General features: G+C 37.6%; 1 protein-coding gene. It reads right to left on the bottom strand.

Going from position 1 to position 266, the window contains the following annotated elements; all coding sequences use genetic code 11:
- Nucleotides 1-266, bottom strand: a 266-nt coding sequence (locus tag FNH22_RS31850) for a transposase (protein ID WP_143402582.1), incomplete at both ends; no start/stop codon positions are given.

Raw genomic sequence — 266 nt, 5'->3', positions numbered from 1 at the left:
GAGATATAGCCTTTATCAGCAAATAGCTTCCCGAACATGTTTTCGGTCATGGATTTCATCACTTTAAGGTTCCTGTCATCTACATTACCTTTGGTTAAAAAGAAAGCGATGATCTCTCCTTTGTCATTGATGATCAGATGTAGCTTAAAGCCATAAAACCATCCAATGGAACAAAACCCTCTTTCCGCTACTGTTTTGAAGGTTCTGTGCTGATGTATCCTTCGATTATGACATACTTTCAAGTGCGTTGAATCGATAAAACTTAT

Source organism: Fulvivirga sp. M361 (assembly GCF_007097395.1).
In the GTDB taxonomy this organism is placed as follows: Bacteria; Bacteroidota; Bacteroidia; order Cytophagales; family Cyclobacteriaceae; genus Fulvivirga.
This window is presented reverse-complemented; position numbering and strand designations above follow the sequence as displayed.